The organism is Arthrobacter sp. 147(2020) (assembly GCF_013116715.1).
In the GTDB taxonomy this organism is placed as follows: Bacteria; Actinomycetota; Actinomycetes; order Actinomycetales; family Micrococcaceae; genus Arthrobacter_D.
On record NZ_JABFOM010000008.1, the window covers coordinates 82,690 to 97,826 of the forward strand.

At 64.2% G+C, this 15,137-nt stretch carries 16 protein-coding genes; 6 read left to right on the forward strand and 10 right to left on the reverse strand.

The window, feature by feature from the left end; all coding sequences use genetic code 11:
* Window positions 1-60 precede the first annotated feature (60 nt).
* The 4 genes from HMI58_RS08115 to HMI58_RS08130 all read right to left on the reverse strand — a co-directional run bounded on the left by HMI58_RS08115 (window position 61) and on the right by HMI58_RS08130 (window position 3,982).
* The gene (locus tag HMI58_RS08115) at window positions 61-825 is read right to left on the reverse strand and encodes an amino acid ABC transporter ATP-binding protein (RefSeq protein ID WP_318779158.1); all 765 of its coding nucleotides are present in this window, start codon (window positions 823-825) and stop codon (window positions 61-63) included.
* Window positions 822-1,607, reverse strand: a complete 786-nt coding sequence (locus tag HMI58_RS08120) for an amino acid ABC transporter permease (RefSeq protein ID WP_171585868.1) — start codon at window positions 1,605-1,607, stop codon at window positions 822-824. Before HMI58_RS08120 ends, HMI58_RS08115 begins: the two co-directional genes overlap by 4 nt.
* Window positions 1,608-1,702: 95 nt before the next feature.
* The gene (locus HMI58_RS08125; protein WP_171618850.1) at window positions 1,703-2,497 is read right to left on the reverse strand and encodes a transporter substrate-binding domain-containing protein; all 795 of its coding nucleotides are present in this window, start codon (window positions 2,495-2,497) and stop codon (window positions 1,703-1,705) included.
* 144 nt (window positions 2,498-2,641) lie between these two features.
* On the reverse strand, window positions 2,642-3,982 hold the full coding sequence (locus HMI58_RS08130) for an isochorismate synthase (RefSeq protein WP_205208005.1): 1,341 nt from the start codon (window positions 3,980-3,982) through the stop codon (window positions 2,642-2,644).
* Window positions 3,983-4,100: 118 nt separating this feature from the next.
* Here HMI58_RS08130 and HMI58_RS08135 point away from each other — a divergent pair, with 118 nt between their 5' ends.
* From HMI58_RS08135 to HMI58_RS08150, 4 genes are all read left to right on the forward strand, one after another.
* On the forward strand, window positions 4,101-4,859 hold the full coding sequence (locus HMI58_RS08135; protein ID WP_171585870.1) for a demethylmenaquinone methyltransferase: 759 nt from the start codon (window positions 4,101-4,103) through the stop codon (window positions 4,857-4,859).
* Entirely contained in the window at window positions 4,860-6,176 is a 1,317-nt protein-coding gene (locus tag HMI58_RS08140; RefSeq protein ID WP_171618852.1) for a geranylgeranyl reductase family protein, read from the forward strand.
* A 9-nt stretch (window positions 6,177-6,185) separates the two neighbouring features.
* Window positions 6,186-7,289: a polyprenyl synthetase family protein gene (locus HMI58_RS08145; protein ID WP_171585872.1), complete on the forward strand. Its 1,104-nt coding sequence runs from the start codon at window positions 6,186-6,188 to the stop codon at window positions 7,287-7,289.
* A gap of 260 nt (window positions 7,290-7,549) precedes the next feature.
* Window positions 7,550-8,374 carry a DUF559 domain-containing protein gene (locus tag HMI58_RS08150; protein ID WP_171618854.1) on the forward strand — a complete coding sequence of 275 codons (825 nt, stop codon included), beginning with the start codon at window positions 7,550-7,552 and terminating at the stop codon, window positions 8,372-8,374.
* Between the two features lie 146 nt (window positions 8,375-8,520).
* Here HMI58_RS08150 and HMI58_RS08155 read toward each other — a convergent pair whose 3' ends face one another.
* The 4 genes from HMI58_RS08155 to HMI58_RS08170 form a co-directional block, all read right to left on the reverse strand.
* Entirely contained in the window at window positions 8,521-8,991 is a 471-nt protein-coding gene (locus HMI58_RS08155) for an HIT family protein (RefSeq protein ID WP_171585874.1), read from the reverse strand.
* Window positions 8,988-9,416, reverse strand: coding sequence for a hypothetical protein (locus tag HMI58_RS08160; RefSeq protein WP_171618856.1), 429 nt, complete (start codon window positions 9,414-9,416; stop codon window positions 8,988-8,990). The genes HMI58_RS08155 and HMI58_RS08160 overlap by 4 nt, the downstream gene beginning before the upstream one ends.
* A 60-nt stretch (window positions 9,417-9,476) precedes the next feature.
* A complete protein-coding gene (locus tag HMI58_RS08165) occupies window positions 9,477-10,118 on the reverse strand; it encodes a TRIC cation channel family protein (protein ID WP_171585876.1) in 642 nt (213 codons plus the stop codon).
* A gap of 101 nt (window positions 10,119-10,219) precedes the next feature.
* A complete protein-coding gene (locus tag HMI58_RS08170; RefSeq protein ID WP_171618858.1) occupies window positions 10,220-10,852 on the reverse strand; it encodes a putative glycolipid-binding domain-containing protein in 633 nt (210 codons plus the stop codon).
* Between the two features lie 54 nt (window positions 10,853-10,906).
* Between HMI58_RS08170 and HMI58_RS08175 the strand changes: the two genes are divergently transcribed.
* Entirely contained in the window at window positions 10,907-11,875 is a 969-nt protein-coding gene (locus HMI58_RS08175) for an alpha/beta hydrolase fold domain-containing protein (RefSeq protein WP_171618860.1), read from the forward strand.
* 467 nt (window positions 11,876-12,342) lie between these two features.
* Here the strand turns inward: HMI58_RS08175 and HMI58_RS08180 are convergent, their stop codons facing one another.
* Both HMI58_RS08180 and HMI58_RS08185 read right to left on the reverse strand, forming a co-directional pair.
* On the reverse strand, window positions 12,343-13,056 hold the full coding sequence (locus tag HMI58_RS08180; protein WP_171618862.1) for a GAF and ANTAR domain-containing protein: 714 nt from the start codon (window positions 13,054-13,056) through the stop codon (window positions 12,343-12,345).
* Between the two features lie 9 nt (window positions 13,057-13,065).
* Window positions 13,066-13,755 carry a GAF and ANTAR domain-containing protein gene (locus tag HMI58_RS08185; protein ID WP_171618865.1) on the reverse strand — a complete coding sequence of 230 codons (690 nt, stop codon included), beginning with the start codon at window positions 13,753-13,755 and terminating at the stop codon, window positions 13,066-13,068.
* A gap of 246 nt (window positions 13,756-14,001) precedes the next feature.
* On the opposite strand from HMI58_RS08185, the gene HMI58_RS08190 reads away from it, so the two are divergent.
* On the forward strand, window positions 14,002-15,120 hold the full coding sequence (locus HMI58_RS08190; protein WP_171618867.1) for an acyl-CoA desaturase: 1,119 nt from the start codon (window positions 14,002-14,004) through the stop codon (window positions 15,118-15,120).
* Window positions 15,121-15,137 lie beyond the last annotated feature (17 nt).

A 15,137-nucleotide genomic window follows, 5' to 3' on the forward strand; every position in this document is an offset into this window, starting at 1 on the left:
GATGGACTTATCGTCCCACGCGTTCGGGTCCGCCGCTAGGGGCCCGGCACGCGGGCCGGGCTACAGGACCTTGGAGAGGAACTCGCGGGTGCGTTCATGCTGCGGGTTGCCAAGGACGTCTTCCGGCTTGCCCTGTTCAACGACTACGCCGCCGTCCATAAACACCACCCGGTCCCCAACCTCCCGGGCAAACCCCATTTCGTGGGTCACCACCATCATGGTCATGCCGTCCTTGGCGAGTTGCTTCATCACGTCCAGGACGTCACCGACCAGCTCGGGGTCCAGGGCACTGGTGGGCTCGTCGAACAGCATCATGTCGGGATCCATCGACAGCGCGCGGGCGATGGCCACGCGTTGCTGCTGGCCACCGGAGAGCTGTGCCGGGAACGCTGTCGCCTTGTCCTTCAGCCCCACTTTGGCGAGGTTGCGGGCAGCGACTTCGCCTGCCTCGGACTTGCTCCGCTTCTTCGCCCGAATCTGCGCCAGGGTGAGGTTGCGGGTCACGTTCAGGTGCGGGAAGAGGTTGAATTGCTGGAACACCATGCCGATGCGGGTGCGTACCTTGTCCAGGTCCGTCTCGTCGTCGGTGATGTCGACGCCCTCCACCATAATGGTGCCGCTGGTGGGCTCCTCCAGCCGGTTCACGCAGCGGAGGAGGGTGGATTTGCCGGAGCCCGAAGGCCCGATGACGCAGACCACCTCACCCTGGTCCACATGGAAATCAATCCCCTTCAGGACCTCGTTGTCACCGAAACTCTTGTGCAGGTTGCGGACCTCAATGGCCGGCACGCCTTTGCGTAGCGCTGGTTCGGTCACTTCGCTCACCGCCCTCTCTTGTTGTGTCGTTCGAGCTTGGCCACCAGTTGGGTGAGCGGCAAGGTAATGATCAGGTAAAGCAGGGCGGCGAGCACCAGCGGGGTTGCGTTGGCGGAAGAGGACACCATGTCGCGGGCGAAGGTGGTCAGTTCGCGGTCGCCCAGTGCCATGCCGGCGATGAACAGCAAGGAAGTGTCCTTGATGAGAATGACCAGTTCATTGGTCAGCGGTGGGGTGATGATCCTGAACGCCTGTGGGAGGACCACGGAGATCATGGTCCAGGAGGGGTGCATCCCGAGGGACCGTGCAGCCTCCACCTGGCCCGGTGGGACTGCCTCGATTCCGGCGCGGATGGTCTCGGCGATGTAGGCGGAGGAGACGATGATCAGGGCAATCAGGCCAGCGCCTGCGCTGCCGCCCGGGGGTCGCCACCCGAAGGCGATGGGAACCGCGAAGGCAAACCCAAAGATCACCAACAGTGCCGGCAGGCCACGGAACAGCTCAATGTAGGCGGTGGCAGCCCAGCGGTAGGGCAACACTGGGGAAAGCTTCATCAGTGCCAGGATCAGCCCGAGCAGAAGTCCGCCGACGAAAGCAATTGCCGTATACAGGACGGTGTTCTTCGCAGCGACCGTGAGGATCTCGGGGAACGCCTCAATAGCGACATCCACATCGAAGAAGTTGCTTCGGATTGCCCCCCAGTCAGCGAGCGCGACGACGACGGCGACGGCGAGGATGAAGAGTGCATACAGTGCGCCGCGGGTGAGGCGTCTGCGGGTTGAGCGTTTCACTTTGGGAGCCAATCTCTCTCAGAAGACTTACGAAACGGAACCCGCCACGGCTGCGCTGGAGAAGTGCTGCCGTGGCGGGTTCCGGACCAGGGTTTCTACTCCGAGAAGTAGGTGTTGTAAATCTCGTCGTATTCGCCGTTGTCCCGCAGTTCGGCGAGCTGCTCGTTGACGGCGGCCAGCAGCTCCTCGCTGCCTTCCTTGGTGGTCGCGAAGCCGTACTGCTCATCGGTCTCAAACTCGGCGGCGATCGTGTAGGTGCCGTCCTCAGTGTGGGCGAGGTTCACCGGGAGGTCCTGAAGAATCGCTGCAACATTTCCTGCCTGCAGTGCTGAGTACAGCTCGGCGTCGCTCGGGAAGGCCACCACCTCGGTGTCAGCGGGGACGTTCTCGCGGGTGTAGGTCTCACCGGTGGTTCCAGCCTGCACACCGACGGACTCGCCAGCCAGATCGTCGATCGAGGCAACCTCGGAATCGACAGGTACCAGCAGTGACTGCAGTGAGTCGTAGTAGGGCTCGGTGAACGCAAGATTCTCCGCGCGTTCCTCGGTGATCGTGATAGCGCTCGCTCCGATGTCGCACTGACCGGCGGACAGCACTGCACCACTGGCGAGGCCGTCGAAGCCAACGTCGACTACCTCAAGCTCGAGGTCCAAGCCGGTGGCGATAGCGCGCATCAGGTCCATGTCGAAGCCCACGTACTCGCCGTCTTCTTCATATTCGAAGGGTGCGTACGGGATGTCCGAGCACACGGTGAGGGAGCCTTCGGCGACCAGGCCGAGGCCTGACTCGTCGGCAGCTGGCTCATCGGAGCCGCCACAGGCGCTGAGGGCCAGCGCGCCGATCGCGGCAATGGCTAGGGTTTTGGGAACTGCTGAGCGCTTGGCAAACATACAACTACCTCTTTTGTGGACGGGAAAAACTTCGTTTCACAGTGTAGTCGCATCGAGATGTGCATCACAGGCTACAACTATTGCGTATAGGTAACCATAAGGTTTCGCTCACCTGCTGAAACTCCGACGAGGAAGTAGTTGATGCTATCGGCGAATGCCCAGCGCCTCGATCATCGGCCGGAATTTGCTCCAGGATTCCGCCAGCTCTGCGGCAGCATTGGAGGCCGCGACGATCCCGCACCCCGCATACATCCGCACCCGGGTGGGGCTCTCGATTACAGCTCCACGGAGCGCGATGCCCCACTCCCCGTTGCCGCGGGCGTCCATCCAGCCGACGGGTCCGGCGTAGGGCCCACGCTCAAGGTGTTCCAATTCGCGGATCAACGCACCTGCCACCGTGGTGGGGGTGCCGCAGACGGCGGCGGTGGGGTGCAGTGCACCGACCAGGGCCAACGACGTCGGCACGCTCCCATCGGCCCCAGGTTCCAGCTCAGCTGTGACATCGGAAGCCAGGTGCCAGACGTTCGGGAGTTCCAGCACGAAGGGCTCACTGTGCGAGGTCATCGAGCTGGTGAACGGTTCCAGTTGCTGGGTCAGCGAGTCGATTGCAATCTGGTGCTCATGGAGTTGTTTAGTTGAACCGGCCAGGACCCGCTCTGCGTAGTCCGGGTCATCCGCCGGCGCGTTGTTGCGGTCAAGTGTGCCTGCCAGTACCCGGGCACGCGCCGTCGAGTTCTCCACCTTGATCAGCATCTCCGGGGTTGAACCGATCAGTCCGTCCACCGAATAGGTCCAGCAGTCGGAATACCTCACGGCCAACTCACGCAGCACCTGGGCCGTGGCCACCGGGGACCCGAGTTCTGCCACGACATCGCGGGCGAGTACCAGCTTGCTCAGTTCGCCGGACCTGATGTGCTCGATACCCTGCTCGACCGCGGTCATCCACTGCTCCTCGGAGAGGATCCCTGACGTGAGCCGGTCCGCAGCGTCGGGAACACGTTCAACGGCGGTTTCGTCCAGATACTCGGCCAGCGCTGCCTCGGCTGCTGCTCCGCTCAGCTCCGCGTCGGCGTCGTCGGTGATGTAGGTGAGCCAGCTGTGGCCGTCACGGCAGCCAACCACGATCCGCGGCACGATCAGCCGGGACGGATGCCCCGAGGTCTTCGAGAAGGCGAATGAGCCGAAGGCCACCAGTCCGGAACCGGGGACGCTGAGCGGATTGACGACGTCGGCTGCGGCGAGTTCGGTGCGCCACCACTCCTGGGCCTCGGCGAACCGGCCCGGTCCCGTCGCGGTAAACCGGGCGGTCTCGCCGAACGCGACCAGCCCGTCGCCGCGGCGGACCCAGGTATGAACGTCGTTCCGCACCACGTAGTCCAGGAGTCCGGTGCTGTCGTCGAGCTGTCCCCGCTCGATGGTGATGCTGCGGAGGCCGTGCGCTGGTGTCAGCGGCGGCGCGACCGCGATGGGGGACGGGGTGCTCATGATTTCCAAGCCTACTCTTGCCCGGGAGCGGGTCCGTCAGGCCAGGGTAGGCGACGATGGCAGCCGGTCGTATGGACGATTGATTAGGGACCTGTCAATTGTTTGAGACAATGAAGGGGTGAACCGTGCATCACTGGAAAAGCGTCCCGAAGAAGTAGCAGCCATGTTTGACGACGTGGCGCCCAAATACGACGTCGTCAACGACGTGCTGTCCCTCGGGCAGACCCACCGTTGGCGCCGCATTGTGGTGGAGGCAGTGGGCGCCGTGAAGGGCCAGCGGGTCCTCGACCTTGCGGCGGGCACCGGCACCTCCAGCGAGCCGTACGCTGACAATGGTGTGTATGTGGTGGCGTGTGATTTCTCTCTCGGCATGCTGCGGGTGGGGAAACGCCGCCGCCCGGACATCGACTTCATCGCCGGGGACGCCACCGACCTCCCGTTCGCCGATGACTCCTTCGACGCAACGACCATCTCTTTCGGGTTGCGCAATGTGCACCGCCCGCAGCTGGCGCTCGCCGAGATGCTCCGCGTCACCAAGCCCGGCGGCAAACTGGTCATCGCTGAGTTCTCCCAGCCGACTGTCCCGCTGTGGCGCACCATGTACACCGAATACCTGATGCGCGCCCTCCCCGCCATCGCCACGAAGGTCAGTTCGAACCCCACCGCCTACGTATACCTCGCCGAGTCCATCAGGGCCTGGCCCGACCAGGATGCGCTCGCCGGCTGGCTCACGGATGCCGGCTGGGAAAACGTGGCCTACCGGAACCTGAACGGCGGGATTGTGGCAGTTCACCGGGCCACCAAGCCGCTGGACTCTTCAGCCACAGCACCCGCCCAGGCGCGCATCCGCCGCCGCAGCGCACGGCCAGCCAACTAAGTGTCGGTCCTGATAGTCGGGGCTGGCCCCGCCGGATCGACCGCTGCCTACTACCTGGCCCGTGCCGGGGTGGACGTCACAGTCGTCGAGAAGTCAGTTTTCCCCCGGGAGAAGGTTTGCGGCGACGGGTTTACCCCCCGCGCGGTGCGTGAAATCCAGCTGCTCGGACTACCGCACGAGGAAACGGCAGGTTGGCGCCGCAACGTGGGCTTGCGCCTCCGAGCTGGCGGGCGAACAGTCGAAGTGCCCTGGCCAGAGCTCACCGACTTTCCCGACTACGGCCTGGTCCGCACCCGCCTCGGTTTCGATGAGGAACTGGCTGAGCACGCCCGCGCCGCCGGAGCGGTCATCCTGGAGGGCCATTCAGTCACTTCAGCCATCCGGGACGACGCCGGACGGGTGACAGGCGTCGTCGTCAATATCCTTGATGCGGCCGGTCGGAAAACAGGGGAGACCCGGAAGTTCCACGCCGACACCGTCCTCGCCGCCGACGGTAACTCGACCCGCACCGCCGTCAGTCTTGGACTGGCGAAGCGTGATGACCGCCCGCTCGGTGTCGCGGTGCGCACCTACTTCACGTCCCCTCGCCACGAGGACCCATGGATGGAAGGGTGGCTTGAGTTGCCCGACGCCACCGGCCGCCCGCTGCCTGGCTACGGCTGGGTGTTCGGTGTGGGGGATGGGACCTCCAACGTGGGCCTCGGAATCCTGAACTCGTCGGCCGAGTTCGGGAAGATCGACTACAAGCAGGTCCTCAAGGACTGGACTGCCGGGATGCCCCCGGAATGGGGCTTTGTCCCCGAGCAGCAGGTAGGGGAGATCCGTGGGGCCGCCCTGCCGATGGGCTTCAACCGGACTCCTCACTACAGCCCCGGAATGTTGCTGCTGGGCGACGCCGGGGGAATGGTGTCCCCGTTCAACGGTGAAGGCATTTCCTATGCGATGGAGTCGGCCCGCTACGCCGCCGAGTTCATCATCAACGCCGAGCAGGTCCGCTCACCCCTCGGCCGGGACCAGGTACTGGCCGGTTATGCGCCCCACCTCCGGGGTTTGTGGGGCAGCCACTTCACCCTTGGCACCATTTTCGCGCAGCTTATTGGTAAGCCAGCCATCCTACGGTTGGCCCTCCGGACCGGAATGCCCATTCCGGTGCTGATGCGCTTCGTTGTGCGTATGCTCGCGAACCTGACTGACACCGGCGGCAAGGGTTTCGAGGACCGCGTCATTCACTTGCTGGAGCAGCTGGTGCCTGCCGTCAGCAACCAATCCCATTCACGCACGCGGACGCATGCCAGCTCCGCGCGCCCTACTAGTTAGTCTTAGACAGTGACTGAATCTGCGAACCCCGGCTGGACCAGCGCTGGTCACCCGCGCTCCGACAGCGCCGAGCTCGATACTGCCACCGGGGCCATCGCCACCGGCCTGCGGCTCCCGCCCGGTTTCGCCCTGATCGCCGACGATCCCGACCTGGGTCCGGCAGTCTCCACCTGTCTCGCGAAGGTGGAAAAGCAGCTGCGTGAAGCCATCGCCAGCTCCGACCCGCTGGCAGACGCCACCAGCCGTCACCTGGTCGAAGCCGGTGGCAAACGGATCCGGCCGCTGCTGACCATCCTCGCTTCCCACCTCGGCGATTCCAGCCGCCCCGAGGTGGTCCAGGCCGCCGTCGTCGTCGAACTGACCCACCTCGCCACGCTCTATCACGACGACGTCATGGACTCTGCCCCTTACCGCCGCGGAGCCCCGACGGCACACGAGGTGTGGGGGAACTCGGTCGCCATCCTGACCGGTGACCTGATCTTCGCCCGCGCCTCAATCCTGGTATCGGAGCTGGGTGGCCAGGCGCTTGGAATCCAGGCGCGTACCTTTGAGCGGCTCTGCCTGGGCCAGCTGCACGAGACGGTGGGCCCTCGCGAGGACGAAGACCCCGTGGAGCACTACCTCTCGGTTATTGCCGACAAGACCGGTTCCCTGGTGGCCGCGTCAGGCCAGCTGGGTGCCCTGTTTGGTGAGGCGCCGCAGTCGGCGATCGACGTCATGCTCGCCTATGGCGAGCGGGTCGGCGTGGCTTTCCAGCTGGCCGACGACGTCATCGACGTCACGGGCGTCAAGGTCACCTCGGGCAAGTCGCCCGGCACCGACCTGCGCGAAGGCGTGCCGACCCTGCCTGTCCTGCTGATCCGGCAGGCCGCGTCCCGTGGTGATGCCTCCGCCGTGGCCGTGCTGGACCTGGTGGATGGGGACCTGACCTCGGACGAGGCGCTTGCCACTGCCGTCGCAGCGGTCAGCGGCCACCCGGCCACCCAGGAAGCCTGGGCGGTAGCTCACCAGTGGGCCGACGACGCGGTCGCCGCCCTCGAGCCCCTGCCCGAAAGCATCGTCAAGCAGGCACTCACCGCGTTTGCGCAGGCAGTGGTCACCCGGGACGTCTAGTCCTTCCCTGTTCCCGCGCCACCTCTCTGCCGGCGTGCACGTTTCCCCACGTTCTTCGCTCAGCAGGGCCACGTCGACGGCGTGTCTCCCGCCGCCACGGGGTCTGATGCCCGGTAGGTGGGGAAACCTGCACGGCTCCCGACGCCCCGGGCTTTGTCTTCACCTCCCCAGCCGTCCTCCGTCGACGCTTCTTGCTGAAGCTGCCCACATAAGGGCAGTCGGGCGACCGCAGACCGGAGGGAATCGGGTGCACTGTCCGGATGGATACCATCGCCACCCTCAGGGGTCTGGGGTCGGTCGCCCGCTGCAGCGAGGTGCTAAGACGAGGTCCGACCCGCCGTCAGATTGACCGCCATGTGGCAGGTGGTGAGATTCTCCGACTCCGCCCGGGGGTAATAGCCCTGCCCGACGCGCGCCCCGACTATGTGGCGGCCGTCCTCAATAACGGTCGGCTGACCTGTGTTTCCGCTGCGGGGGCCTACGACCTGTGGACGATTTCTCCAGCGACCACCCTGCACCTTAGTTGCCGACATGGACATGGCGGCGGATACACGAACCACCGGGTGCAAACCGTCCCACCCCATCCACGGGTGCCGCTGGTGGGAGTGGTGGACGTGCTGATCCACGCATTGAGATGCCTTCCACCGCTGGAAGCCGCCGTCATGGTCGAGTGCGCACTCCGTCGTGGCAACACGGTCCGGAGCTTCCTGCTGGATCAGCTACCGGGGGACCGGAACGGGACTGCCCGGGCGGTAGTGGGCCTGGTGACCTGTACCGCCGAGTCTCCCCTGGAGGTGGTGGCACGGTTCCTGCTCATGAATGCGGGATTCCACGTCGAAACCCAGGTACCGCTGACCGGCGTCGGAAGGGTTGACTTCCTGCTGGAGGGCTTCCTGGTGGTTGAAGTGGACGGGGCCGCCTACCACTCCGACCGCCGCGCCTTGAGGCGAGACCTCCGGCGAAACAACCGGGCCATGGTGGGTGGGTATCTCGTCCTCCGGTACAGCTACGAGGACATCATGTTCCACCCTGATGACGTGCTGCGGCAGATCCGTCAGATTCTTTCAGGCCGCGTGATCCGCTGACCCGCGTGCAGGTTTCCCCAGGTACTGGCCCGGATCCGGGCCGCAGACCGGTGTGTCGGCCGCGACGCGCGATAAATCTCCTACAACCTGGGGAAACCTGCACAGGCACAAGCCACCACGGGAAGGGCAAACGACCCAGCCGAGTACTACAGGACGGAGCGGAGCTCGTCGGCCTTCCGTGCCCGGACCGCGGGGTCCACGATGGGGCGCTTCGGCGTGAAGTAGAAGCCGTCGTCGTGCCACCGGGGGAGGACATGCTGGTGATAGTGCCAGACGTGCTGGCTGCCGGCAGGTTCGTTGTGCTGCCGGGTGGAGATGCCATCCGGCGCCCAGGCGCGTTTGATGGCGACGGCCATGTCGCGGGTGACAGTCATGATGCGGGCGGCGACGTCGTCGGGCAATTCATACAGCAACTCGAAGTGGGCGCGAGGAGTCACCAGCACGTGGCCGGGGTGCGGTTCGAATCCGTGGGAGGCAATAAAGGCCAGCACCAGGTCGTCCGAGTAGATCAGATCGCCGGGTCGGCACAGGTTCCTTGGCGCACTGAAATCTCCGGCAGCAAAGTCGCAGAACGGGCACTGGTAACCGTCAGGCGCGTGCCGCACCCATTCGGTCACTGCTCGTCCGTGTCTTCCTCGAACACCCACTCGAACATGTCCAGGACATACTCGCTGAAGGTGCCCTCTTCGCTCTTCCACGTTCCCCGGGCATTATTGCGACGCCAGATGATGGGGTCCGGGACGTTCAACTGGTCCACGCGGATTCCCCAGGTGTACTTCTCCTCTTCATCCTCGAGGAAAAGGAGGTGACCGTCTTCGATGGTCAGCTCGTCGGGATCCCAGAAGAAGTGGTACGCCTCCATGATGTCCTCGACGGCGCCAACCGCGAGGTAGAAGTCGCGCAGCGCGAGCGGGAGGTCAAAATCCTGGTCCTCCATGAGGTCCTGGAGTTCCTCTTTCGACAGGCCATCTTCCGCCGACCACTGGTCATCGAAGTACGCCGGAACAAGCGCACGGAATTTGTCCAGGAATAGCTCAGTCACTTGGAACTCCAGGGGTGGGGGTGGGGGATACATCCATCCTAGCCCCCGCTGCGGGGTCGGTTAAGCAGTGCCTGAACGCTTCCAGCCGAGCACCGCGAGGGGCGCCCGCCAGCTGAAGCGCCACGCGAGAACCCGCAGCGCGAAGACCAGTGTCGCGACGACGGCTCCGGTCACCACGTTGAACCACCCAGTGCCCACCAGCAGGGTAGTCAGTCCGGCGCCCAGCATCGCGGGGAGGGCATAGATGTCCCGCGGATCGAACAGCTGGGGTATCTCGTTCGCGACGACGTCGCGCAGTAATCCGCCACCGACGGCCGTGGTCACCCCAAGCAGGATCCCCGCTACCGGGTGCAGTCCGAACTCGAGCGCCTTGACCGTGCCGGTAATACAGAACAATCCCAGGCCTGCGGCGTCGAAGACCACCAACAGGTTGCTGACCCGCTCCACTCCGGAGAACAGGAAATACACCAGCAGGGTGGCGAGTACCGGCGGAATCAGGTAGGCGGGATTCGAGAACGCCGCCGGAACCGTGTCGATGATGAGGTCCCGTGCCACACCGCCGCCCAGCCCGGCGAGCGAGGCGAGGAGCAGGGAACCCACCAGATCGAAGCCCTTGCGTGCAGCCAGCAGGGAGCCGGAGACGGCGAAGAAGAAGACTCCCAGCAGGTCGATCAGCAGGGCTACGTCCGCCGCGTCGATCATGGGTTCCTCGCTGTCCGGGTTGCACGTGGTTGGTCTGCGCCAGATGCATTACCGGCCTCCACGAGTTTACCCAGAGCCAGCCACCGCGGGCTGCCGGGGTGTTAGCGGATCCGCCGGGCGAGACCGGGATAGTCCACCACGACGCCGTCGTCGTCCACGGTGAGTTCGGCAGTAAAGCCGCCGTTACCCGAGCTGTACAACACCATGGCGGGGCTATCCTCACGCGCTGAACGCACATGGCTGTACACCTGACGGCTGGGGATAACGCGCAGGCTCGGCACCTCCACCCAGGCCATGGTCAACTCGGTTTCATCGACCGGAGCGGCGTCCCCCGACAGAAGGTCAAGCCGCAGGATCGGCATGGTGTTGGTGACCGGGCACAGGCCCAGGTCACAGTCCAACGCGCCAGCCAGGGCGTCAGGGTCAGTGATTCCGGGTTCCGGAAGGGCTGAATCTCCGGAGCTGTGCGCCACGCAGGACCACTCACCGGCCTCGTTGCGGTCCAGCTCGAGGTGGCGGCTCCACCCCTGCCCGTGGACCGTCGCGGTGAGCCGCTGGGTGACCCAGCCCGAGGTCGTCGCGAGCGCCCAGCTGATCGCGTAGTCAGCGGTCCGGGAAGTTCCGTGCGCGGTGAGGCGGTCGGTCTCGAGGTTGATCGTTGCCGTGTCGATCCTGGTGGGATCGTCCTCGCCCTGCCAGCTGTGCTGGAGGCTGGTGTGTGCCGGGTTTACCATCCTCTCACCTTAGGCAGCGGCGCCCGCCACCGCTAGGCCTCTAGAGTTAAGCCCATGATCCCGACCAACCGGACCGCTCCCAATCGTCCGAGCGTGCCCATGCGACTTGTCAGTGCCGCCTTGCGTCTGACGCCCACCAAGGCGCACTACAACTCGGTCGGCTGGATGCGGGGACACTACCTGCAGCGCACCTATCCCAGCCCCGCGCCGCTGACCCGCGCGCTGCGCCGGCAGTGCAGCATCGAGGATTACCTCGTTGATGGTGTCCGGACACTGACGCTGCGGCCGCGGTCCGGTGGCTCGGGCCGGCACATCATCTACACCCACGGCGGCACCTACATCAACGAACTGGCCATAGTGCACTGGTGGATCATCGCTGCTTTGATCAGATCCACCGGTGCCACGGTGACGGTTCCGCTGTACCGGTTGGCACCCGAGCACACGGTCACCGGGGCCTACCGCTATCTCACCGCTGTCTACCAGCGGGTGCTCAGCACCACCGCCGCCGCCGACGTCGTCCTGGCGGGCGACTCGGCGGGTGCAGGCTTGGCGGTGGGGCAGGCGTTGCACTTCGCCGCCGCGGATCTGCCGCGTCCCGGCCGGCTGGTGCTGTTCTCACCGTGGCTGGACATCACCGGCACCAACCCGGATATTCCACAGTACGATCGGGTTGACCCGATGCTGGGCGTGCCCGGCGCCGTCGAGGCCGGCAGGTGGTGGGCAGGGGATGCCGACCCGCGGCACCCCTCACTCAGCCCGGTCTTCGCTTCACCGACTGCGTTGGCTGGCCTGCCGCCGACCTCCATTTATCAGGGCACCCGGGACATCTGCATGGCGGATGCTCTCGCCTTTGAACGGGGGATGCGCGACGCCGGCGGCGACGTGACGCTCCATCGGTTTGCCGGGGCGTTCCACGTGTTTGTCGGGATGCCGTGGCTCCCCGAATCGCGGGCGGTGTTCGCTGATATTGCCGAGACTTTGCCGACAGAAGAATCAGTGGCGAAAGAGAAGCCTCAACTGTAGACGCAATTGCTCGGGAGGATTATGCTTGGTGTACTGCCCCAGACCCCGGCACCGTGTTGAGTATGTGCATTCCGCGGAAGCAATTGGTCGGGGCATTTTCTATTCTCCCTGACTTGGTGTTCTTGCCAGGCGGAGCGTTCCTGCTTAGCCGTTTACGGCTCAACATTTGGTGGCAGTAATGCGAATCCTCAGCATCGTCGGTTTTGGGGAGGTATATGAGATATGAGTTCTGAGACAGTCGAACGACTCTTAGAGGGAGACCATATGGCAGCTAAACCGCGGTTAGTAGTCGATTAGGTACATCGGCACTGACGGCAACCTGACAACTTGCGTTGTCAGCCGGTTCGGTAATTCCCCCCAGCCACCGAACCGGCTGGCAGCGCTCCTCTATTTAAGGGGCGGTTACTTCATTTAAGGCGCGGTTACTTGAAACCGCGCCCTGGCGCACTAGCGCCGGGCGCAGGATCTCAGAGCGTCAGGGAACGGTCAACGATCCTGGCGGCGGTGTCGTGCAGGGTGAGGTGGTTGCTCCGGGCGTGATTGCGGATCCGGGTGAACGACTCATGCATGTCGACGTTGCTCAGCTGGGCCACAACACCCTTGGCCTGTTCGATGAGGATGCGGCTGGTCAGCGCCCGCTGCAACTGGTCATTGATCATTTCGGCCTCGCGGATCGCCCGCTCCTGCAGGATGCTGATGGTCGCCACGTCGGCCAGTGCCTGGCCAATGGCCGCGTCCTCGGCACTGAGCGCCCCAGAGGTGCTCCCAAACAGGTTGAGCGCACCGATGGTCCTGCCCCTGACCCGGAGTGGAATGGCATGCACCGAGCGGAATCCCTGGGACAGGGCGGCATCCTTGAACTCTGGCCAGCGGTCTCCGAGCTCCCTGATGTCGTTGACAGTGACCACCGTGCCCGTCAGGAAACATTCGACGCACGGGCCCGCACCGGCCTCCCGCTGCAGCACCTCCACGAGTTGGCTTTCCTCGCTGGTGGAGGCCAGCACCTGCAACTCGCCGTACTGATCCACCAGGAGGAGGCCAGCAGCTGAAGCGTCAAGGATGCCGATCGATTCCTCCACAAGGGCGTGCAGGAGGTCGAGGACGTCATAGTCGTCAACCAAAGTGTCGGCGATCTTTACAAAAGCGGCGCTAACGCGTTCCGCCCGGGTCGTGGTCACCATAAGTAAAGTTTACTCCGCTCTCTGTGGATTGGGCTTAAAGTCCAGCCGACGTTCAATCACGTCGGCTGCGACGTCTTTCAGCGGCCGACTTTCGGAGAAGGCATATCCCCGCAGCAGCAGCAGGGCATCGGTGGCGCTGACGTTGGCCTGGGCAAGGACCATGCCGGTGGCCTGATGGATCTCACGCCGCGACAGGGAGGAGCCCTCGGTGCCGCCGAACGAGCCATCGTGATCGGGCTCCTGGGCCAGGATCCGCCGGAGGAGGGTCCAGGAGGTTGTCTCCGTGAGGTTCGATGCCACCGCCTGGCTGGCGCCGCTCAGTGCCCCGGGTCGGGTTCGATATAGCTCGACCACTCCGATATCAATGGCGCCAAGAACCAGAGGGAAGACAAACATCGCCCTGACCTCGGTGGCCCGAACAGCGTTCCCGAAGACAGGCCACCGGGTGTGCCAACCGTCGGCGGTGTCCGGGACCAGTACCGGCAGTCGGCTCGCAAGGGCATCCCACCGGGGACCTTCGCCCAGTTCGAACTGGAGTTCGTCGAGTTTGCCTGCCACCGGGTCGCTGCAACAGATGGTTTCTTGCTGGGACCCGCTGCTGAGAGAGATAGCGGCGCCGGTCACGGGGAGCTTGACCAGATAGGGGGCACAGAGGTTTACGTGGTCACTCTGCGACGTATTAGCTGACCGCTCAACCATATTTCCCTGACATTCCTGCCGCATCCGTCAGATGACGGAGCGATCCATTAGCCGAGCGGCAATCCCTAAGGCGGGCTGCCTATCATCTCAGGATAGTCGATACGTGTCCGGACCTTCGGAGAATTGATTTCCCGAGGCCAGCGCCCGCGCGCGGATTCATAGACGTGCCAGCAAGGAGGAACTATCCTTTAACTGTTGTCCCAGAACCCGGCGGCGTGAAGCAAAGTCGCTATGAAGGGTCACTCAATGAGTGGGATAACAGCACAGCAAACCATCAGCGCAGAGCGCACGTCTGTCACGGGACGCGCCACGACGGCCGTCCCCCGAATTCGCGAGAATGCGCTCGTCAACTCCTACTCCTCACTGCTGAGGAGGGTGCGCAGCGAAGGGTTACTTGAACGGCGCAGGGGCTACTATCTAAGCCACCTTGTCGGCACCCTGACGCTCTTCAGTGGAGTGTGGGTGGGGTTCTTCACCCTCGGGGACTCGTGGTTTCAGTTGCTGACGGCCGCGGGCCTCGGACTGATGCTGACGCACTTTGCCTTCTGGGCCCATGAGGCGGCGCACTGCCAAATCTTCAGCACCCGCCGGGCCAACGAATGGGCCGCCAGAACCGTCGCGGGTCTCCTGGTCGGCATGAGCTATGGCTACTGGGTCAACAAGCACAGCCGCCATCACGACCACCCCAACACCATTTCGGTTGACCCTGACATCGCAAAGGGCGCGCTGGTTTTTCACGAGGAGGCGGTGGGGGAGCGGAGCCGCGTCGCTGCGTTCGTGTTGCAGCGGCAGGGATATCTGTTGTTTCCCCTCCTGCTCTTCCTGGGATACACCCTGTACTTCGACTCACTGAAGTACCTCCTCAGTCGAACCCGGGTGTCGCATCGGTGGCTTGAGCTGTCAGGCGTCCTGCTCCGCCTCGGGCTGTACGCAGCGGTTGTCTTCGTCTTCCTTCCTCCGGGGCTGGGAGCCGCCTTTATCGGTGTACAGATGGCCGTGTTTGGCCTGTACCTGGGTAGTTCCTTCGCTCCGAACCACAAGGGGATGCCCATCATCCCCGCAGGGCAACGGGTTGATTTCCTCAGCCGGCAGGTCCTAACCTCCCGCAACATCAGCGGTGGACGGCTCCTTGCCCTGTTGATGGGAGGGCTGAACTACCAGGTGGAACATCACCTGTTTCCCGACATGGCCCGCCCCCAGCTTCGCCGTGCACAAACGATCGTCCAGGCGCACTGCCTTGAGCACGGAGTTCCCTACACCGAAACCTCATTGCTGCGGTCCTATGGCATCGTCATCAGGTATCTGAACCAGGTGGGGCTGGCCGCCGAACCCTTCAATTGCCCCGTGACGGATCGGTACCGGTAGACAAGCGCCGTACCATA

Bases quoted from the DNA above. Each gene is read 5' to 3' on its own strand.
- HMI58_RS08150 (WP_171618854.1), top strand. From the start codon at position 7,550: ATGGATACCATCGCCACCCTCAGGGGTCTGGGGTCGGTCGCCCGCTGC.
- HMI58_RS08190 (WP_171618867.1), top strand. From the start codon at position 14,002: ATGAGTGGGATAACAGCACAGCAAACCATCAGCGCAGAGCGCACGTCT.
- HMI58_RS08175 (WP_171618860.1), top strand. From the start codon at position 10,907: ATGATCCCGACCAACCGGACCGCTCCCAATCGTCCGAGCGTGCCCATG.
- HMI58_RS08130 (WP_205208005.1), bottom strand. From the start codon at position 3,982: ATGAGCACCCCGTCCCCCATCGCGGTCGCGCCGCCGCTGACACCAGCG.
- HMI58_RS08125 (WP_171618850.1), bottom strand. From the start codon at position 2,497: ATGTTTGCCAAGCGCTCAGCAGTTCCCAAAACCCTAGCCATTGCCGCG.
- HMI58_RS08170 (WP_171618858.1), bottom strand. From the start codon at position 10,852: ATGGTAAACCCGGCACACACCAGCCTCCAGCACAGCTGGCAGGGCGAG.
- HMI58_RS08165 (WP_171585876.1), bottom strand. From the start codon at position 10,118: ATGATCGACGCGGCGGACGTAGCCCTGCTGATCGACCTGCTGGGAGTC.
- HMI58_RS08180 (WP_171618862.1), bottom strand. From the start codon at position 13,056: ATGGTGACCACGACCCGGGCGGAACGCGTTAGCGCCGCTTTTGTAAAG.
- HMI58_RS08185 (WP_171618865.1), bottom strand. From the start codon at position 13,755: ATGGTTGAGCGGTCAGCTAATACGTCGCAGAGTGACCACGTAAACCTC.